6 protein-coding genes and 1 pseudogene are annotated in these 6,230 nt (G+C 63.9%); 5 read left to right on the top strand and 2 right to left on the bottom strand.

Annotated features, from left to right (window positions below):
- Positions 1-2 precede the first annotated feature (2 nt).
- Positions 3-1,841 carry a CHASE2 domain-containing protein gene (locus tag I8N66_RS00950; RefSeq protein WP_291148588.1) on the top strand — a complete coding sequence of 613 codons (1,839 nt, stop codon included), beginning with the start codon at positions 3-5 and terminating at the stop codon, positions 1,839-1,841.
- 58 nt (positions 1,842-1,899) lie between these two features.
- On the opposite strand, the gene I8N66_RS00945 is transcribed toward I8N66_RS00950, so the two are convergent.
- Entirely contained in the window at positions 1,900-2,523 is a 624-nt protein-coding gene (locus I8N66_RS00945) for a FecR family protein (RefSeq protein WP_365886599.1), read from the bottom strand.
- Positions 2,524-2,737: 214 nt separating this feature from the next.
- Between I8N66_RS00945 and I8N66_RS37495 the strand changes: the two are divergent.
- Both I8N66_RS37495 and I8N66_RS37490 read left to right on the top strand, forming a co-directional pair.
- A pseudogene (locus I8N66_RS37495) lies at positions 2,738-3,283 on the top strand (SEL1-like repeat protein); the annotation flags it as partial.
- A complete protein-coding gene (locus I8N66_RS37490; protein WP_365886598.1) occupies positions 3,260-3,601 on the top strand; it encodes a tetratricopeptide repeat protein in 342 nt (113 codons plus the stop codon). The pseudogene I8N66_RS37495 and the gene I8N66_RS37490, both read left to right, overlap by 24 nt.
- Before the next feature lie 175 nt (positions 3,602-3,776).
- Here the strand turns inward: I8N66_RS37490 and I8N66_RS00935 are convergent, their stop codons facing one another.
- On the bottom strand, positions 3,777-4,811 hold the full coding sequence (locus I8N66_RS00935; RefSeq protein ID WP_034797259.1) for a proline racemase family protein: 1,035 nt from the start codon (positions 4,809-4,811) through the stop codon (positions 3,777-3,779).
- Between the two features lie 199 nt (positions 4,812-5,010).
- Between I8N66_RS00935 and I8N66_RS00930 the strand changes: the two genes are divergently transcribed.
- On the top strand, positions 5,011-5,817 hold the full coding sequence (locus tag I8N66_RS00930; RefSeq protein ID WP_291148574.1) for a phosphodiesterase: 807 nt from the start codon (positions 5,011-5,013) through the stop codon (positions 5,815-5,817).
- A gap of 41 nt (positions 5,818-5,858) precedes the next feature.
- Positions 5,859-6,173 (top strand): YkgJ family cysteine cluster protein, encoded by a 315-nt coding sequence (locus I8N66_RS00925; RefSeq protein WP_113536568.1) that lies wholly within the window; start codon positions 5,859-5,861, stop codon positions 6,171-6,173.
- The last annotated feature ends 57 nt before the right edge of the window (positions 6,174-6,230 follow it).

Below are 6,230 nucleotides of genomic sequence, written 5' to 3'. Positions count from 1 at the left end.
AATTGCGTTTTACTCCGCTTGCCGGCGGGTTCCTGACGAGCCTGCTCGTCGCCGTCGCTCTCTATCTCTTCGCCGAGCCGGTCTTCGAAACGCAGCGCGAGTTGTTCTTCGACAATCTGACACAATGGATCCCCGCGCCGCAGTCGCCTGATATCATTGTCGTCGACATCGACCGCCATGCCCACCAATCGCGCCCGTCCGGCGAATGGGACAGGACGGCAACCGCCGAGCTCCTGTCCCGGCTTGCGACGGCCGGTGCCAGGGCTGTGGCCGTCGACTTCGTCTTCAGCGCCGATTGCAATGCGACCAACGACGGCAATGCTGCCCTCGCCTCGGCACTCGGAAGCGTCCCCGTCATCCTCGGCTTTCTGATTGCCGATACGGTGCAGGAGCGGCCACGTCCGGTACCGCCACTGGCCCTGAGCCGCCCCTTCTCTCCGCCCGAACTCTGGTTCCTCGACGGCGCTGAAACGTCCTGCGCCGCTTTCATGGAGCAGGCAAAGGCGGCTGCCGCTTCGTTTCTCGTGGGCGACGAGGACGCGCGGATCCGGCGGGTGCAAGCCTATGCCATCCTCGGCAACGACGCCTATCCGTCGCTGGCGATCGAGGCGGCGCGGTGGATGCGCGGGGCTGGTACGCCCATTCTCGGCGGCGCGCCCGCGTGGGTGCGCATCGACGGACAGGTGATCGCGCTCGACGAAACCGGCAGCCTGCGCTTCGTCGCGAGCGCTGCGGACCGGCTCGCAGCCCGCACGGTTTCGGCCGCTGACGTGCTCTCCGGCAAGGCGACGGCAGACCGGTTTGCAGGCAAACTCGTGCTGATCGGCAGCAGCCTGCCGAGCCTTGGGGGCCTGCGGCCCAGCGCCTCGATGCCGCTCGAACCCTCGGTGCAGATTCACGCCGATGTCGCCAACGCGATCCTGACCGGCTTCATACCGCAGCGCGACAGCCGGCTTCCGCTGGCCGAAGCCACCATGGCCCTCGTCGCCGGTCTTGGCATCGCCTTTGCGGCGGCGCGCCTTCGGCCGCTGATATCGGCAGCCCTTGGCCTTATCGCCGTCGCCGCCGTCGTCGCGGCGGCGGCGGTCATCTATGACGTCAGCGGCTGGCTTATCGATGCGGTGAGCATTTCCGCCGCTCTTGTTACGGTTCTCGCGGTCACCAGCGTCCTGCAATTCGCCCGGGTGCGACGGGCCGAAGCGGCGGCACGGCAGAAGTTCTCGCAATACCTGCCGCAATCGGTCGTCGCCCGCTACATCGACAATCCCGGGCTTGCGCGCGTGGCCGGCGAGGAACGGCAGGTAACAGCGCTTTTCACCGATATCGAGAGCTTTTCCGCTCTGTCGCAAAGGCTGAAGCCGCGGGATCTCATTGCCCTGCTCGATGTCTACTTCGCCGAGGTCAACGCCCTTGTGGCGGCGCATGGCGGCATGGTCGACAAGGTGGTGGGCGATGCTGTGCATGCGTTTTTCAATGCTCCCGAGGATCTGCCGCAGCATGTCGACCGGGCCATCGATTGCGCGAAGGCGATCCACGCGTTGACGGAAGAGATGCGGCGGCGTCCGCAGTTTGCGGCCAATACCTTCGGCAGGACGAGGATCGGCGTCGAGACCGGACCAGCGGTCGTCGGTGAAGTCGGCGCCGGCGGCAAGCTCGACTACACCGCCCATGGAGACGCGATCAACCTGGCGGCCCGTCTGCAGGAGGCGAACAAGTTTCTCGGCACGGCGATCTGCGTCGGGCCTGCAGCCGCGGCGGAAAGCAAGCAGCCGCTTCGCCCGCTCGGCAGCCACGAAATCCGCGGCTTCTCAACGATGGAGTTGTTCACGGTTGCGGACTGAGGCAACGGCCACCGCCCGCGCTCACTGAAAGGCATGCCGGCTTTCGGGCTCCGTCAATTCAACGCGTCAGGCCAACGCTGGCATAGGCTTCCTTGATCCGCGCCTCGCCCCAGTTGACCGGCTCGCTCGGGGCATCACCCCGGTGATGGAATTCCACCCCCTGCCCCGCAGCGACGATCTTCGTCACGCCGCCGCGCGCGACCGTAACGCTTCCATGTTCGACGAAGACCGCAAAGGCGGCACGGCTCGGTCCGCAGAAGAATTTGGTGCCGCGCACACCAATCATACCGAAGGCGGTGCGCACGGCCACATCGACTTTCGGCAACCCCTCGGGCCGATCGAAGACCATGCGTCCTGTTCCAAGCTCGAGCGTTCCGCCCTGGCCAGCGATGAAGCTATCGACGAGGAGCTCGGTTTCGGCACCGAGGAGCACCCGGGTGTCCGTGCCAAGGTTCAAGGTCGCATAGCTGTCGACATTGGTGTGCACGCGATCGTTTTCGAAGAGCTCGCTACCGACGGCAAGCAGTTCGTCCTTTGTCGCCCGCTTTCGCCTTACGTCGCCACGCACCTCGGTTGCCTCGCCAAGGGCCGAACTTGCCCAGGACGGAGCGAGATGGCCGCCAACAGCCGTCAGCAACAGCCCCGCGACGACGACGCGGCGGCTCACCAGCATGAGGCGCAGTGGCGCTGCCAGATCTTCCATTGCCTCTCTCCCGTTTGAGCGGTGCCGCCATTCGAGGATAGCCCCGGCGCTCCTGGATGCAAGCGGCACAAAGGCCTGCCCTCAACAGTCCCTCACCACTTCGCCAGAGCTTTCGCCACCGGGCTGTTCCCGCCGGAACAGCTTTCCTCGACGGGCATGGATAAGTTCAGGTCCAAGAGAAGGGGAAAGCATCATGGAAAAGCGCAGCACATCCGGCACCCGCATCATCAACGCCCTCCTGCTGGCGATCGTCAGCCTGCTCGCGGTCGCCGCGATCGCCCTCCCCCCGGCGCGTGCTGCCGATCTCTCCGCTGCCGAAGTCTGCGACCGCGAGGCGGGCAGCATTTTCGACCTGCAGCGCAATCAGGCTTTCCCGGCCGTTTCCACCGAAGACATCCGGATTGGCGTCGCGCTGTCGGCCTGCCGCGAGGCCTATAATCAGAAGAGCGGCGCTCGCGCCGAATTCCAGCTGGCCCGCGTGCTCGACAAGGCGGGGCAGAAGACCCAGTCGTTGCGCATTCTCGGTGAAGCCGCCGAACATGGTCACGCATTGGCAATGACCAACTACGCCGTTCTGATGGGCGAACAGGGCGACACGGCGACCGAATTCTCGCTGAACCAGAAGGCTGCGGCCGCCGGCAACATTCTCGCCGCTTACAATCTCGGCGTTTCATATCGCGACGGCATGGGCACGCCGATCAACGGCAAGCTGGCAATCGAATGGTTCGAGCGGGCATCGCTCGCCGGCGACGACGTCGCCGCCTTCAACCTCGCGGTCATTCTGGACGAAGGCAAGCTGGTGGCGGAAGACAACCGAAGGGCTGCCAAATTCTACCGGTTGGCCGCAGACCGCGGCAATGTCGACGCCATGGTCAACCTCGGCCTGATGCTGGAAAACGGTGAAGGTAGCGCCAAGGATCTTCCCGCTGCCCATGCCATGTTCCGCAAGGCTGCGAACGAGGGCGACGCCTTCGCCGGACAGAAGCTCGCGGAACTCACCGCCGACGAAACCTTCCAGACCGCCATGCTCGGCAAGACCAGCCGGATCATCAAGTAACCCCACACGCCTCCCAAGGGCCACGCGGGCCGGAGATCATCAGGATCTTCGGCCCGCGTTTTCGTTTCGGATGACGCAATTGCGGACGGAAATCCGCTTCGCACTTTTCCTGGAATTGGTCTCTTAGTCCGCAATTCCGGACGGAAAACCGCTTCGCACTTTTCCTGGAATTGCTTTAGCGGATCTCGCCCGCCTGCGGCCCCCAGGTATCGGTCAGTGCAAAGCCGTCGGCGAGCGGATCAAAGGGATCGAGTGCGACCTGGTGCAGGCCGAAGGTCCAGCCGCGGCCGGCAATGGTCGGGATGATCGCCTCACGGCCGGCAACCGTCGTCACACCTTCGAGGCCGACTTCGAACTCGGAGCCGATGATCGAGCGGGACTTCAGGACATCGCCGACCTTGACCTTGCCGCGCGCATGCAGCGTCGCGAGATTGGCCGAGCTGCCGGTGCCGCAGGGCGAGCGGTCGACACGGCCCGGCCACATGGTAGTGCAGGTGCGGATCGTGCCGTCGGCCTCGACATCACGGAACATGACGTAGGCGACGCCTTTGATCTCCGGTATTTCCGGATGAACGACGGGAATGGTGCGGTTGACGATGTCCTTCAGGATCATCCCGGCTTCGACGATCTCGCGGGCGTTCGCCTTGTCGATCGTGGTACCGATCTGGCCGACATCGACCAGGGCGTAGAAGATGCCGCCATAGCAGAGGTCTAGCTTGATCTTGCCCCACTTCGGCGTGTCGACTTCGACGTCGAGCTCATGCACGAAGGACGGCACCATCGTCAGCTTCACCTTTTCGCACCGGCCGTCGCGGCAGGTCGCGGTCGCCTTGACGAGGCCGGAGGCGGTGTCGAGCATGACGACGGTCTCGGGTTCCTTCATCTCGATGATGCCGGATTCCAAAAGCGCGGTCGTGACGCAGATCGAGTTCGAGCCGGACATGGCGTGCGCCTGATCTGCCTGCAGGATGATGAAGCCGGCATCGGCTTCCGGCCGCTTCGGCGGCACCAAGAGGTTGACCGAACCGATCGAACCGGACCGGGGCTCCAGGCACAGGAACCGGCGCAGGCTGTCATCGACCGTGTTGATGTGGTTGAGCTGCTCGGCGATCGAGTTGCCGGGGATCTTCGGCACGCCGCCGATCGCAACCTTGCCGATCTCACCCTCGCAATGAACGTCCAGCAACTGGATCGTGCGCTTCCACCGCATGCCGTTTCTCCAACTCGCTTGCCATCGCCCTGGTGGCGATCATGGCTGATATATCAGATGCGCTTGCATTACCGCTTTCCTCGATCCGCCGCAAGGAAAACCGCCGGACGCCGCCAGAGTCGCCCCAAAGTTGCCGCTTGACGCGCCACACGCCGCGCGACAGCTTGGGGCCACTCGCGACGCAACCTTCTGGATCTCCATGACAAAGCTGATCATCTTCACCGACCTACACATGGTGCCCGAAGGCACGACGATCATCGGGCTTGATCCCTACCAGCGCTTCGCCAACGGCATCGAGCACGTCAACCGCTACCATGCGGACGCCGAACGGGTGATTGTCACCGGCGACCTTACCCACTACGGCGATCGCATTTCCTACGAGCGACTGAAGCGGCTCGTCGATCAGCTCACGCCGCCGGTCGCCATCACCATCGGCAACCACGACCGGCGCGAGGTGTTCCTTGACGTCTTTACAGACGCAACGACTGACGATCACGGTTTCGTGCAGCAGGCGATCGATTTCCCGGATTGCCGCGCCATCCTGCTCGATACGCTCTTTGCTCCGCCATATGTCTACCCGACCAGCCATACTGGTCTTCTCTGCGCCAGGCGCCTTGCCTGGCTCGACCGGCAGCTTACTGAGGCCAGCGACAAGCCGGCGCTCATCTTCATGCACCACCCGCCGCATCGGACGGGCTTTACCGGAATGGACATGATCCGGCTCGCCAACGAGACGGAGTTCTACGAGCTCGTCAAACGTCACGGCAACGTCCGTCACATCTTCGCCGGACATGTGCACCGCACGATCAACGGCTCCAGCCGTGGCATTCCTTTCTCGATCTTCAAGAGCCCGGTGCACCAGCAGCCGATGCCCTTCGACACGCCCGACACCTCTTTGTCCGTCGACGAACCGGCCGCCTACGGCATTGCCGTCGTGACGGATGATGGCGTGCTGGTGCATACGGAAGACTACGAGATTGCCCGCCGGGACGCCGCCATCGCGTAAGGGCCATTTCGGACCGCCGACCTTCATGCTAGTTTGCGGATATGACCGAACCCGTATCCCTCGACGAAACCTTCGACTGCCAGAGCTGCGGCGCCTGCTGCGCGTATTCGGCCGACTGGCCGCGCTTTTCGCTGGAGACGGACGAGGAGCTCGACCTGATCCCGGCTGAGTACGTGTCGGCCGATCTCGGCGGCATGCGCTGCGAGAACGATCGCTGCTCAGCACTCGGTGGCAAGCTCGGCGAACATGTCGGCTGCAAGATCTATGCGATCCGGCCGATTGTCTGCCGCACCTGCATGCCCGGCGACGATGAGTGCCTGATGGCCCGCGAGAAGCATTTCGGCAAGGCTGCCTGACATCGGATCATCCGGAGGATTCGCTGACATTCCGCATCCTCTGCAGCATTACATCCG

It is taken from the genome of Ensifer sp. SSB1, assembly GCF_016652895.1.
GTDB lineage: Bacteria > Pseudomonadota > Alphaproteobacteria > Rhizobiales > Rhizobiaceae > Ensifer.
Note: the sequence above shows the minus strand (reverse complement) of the source record. Positions and strands in the feature narration are given on the sequence as shown.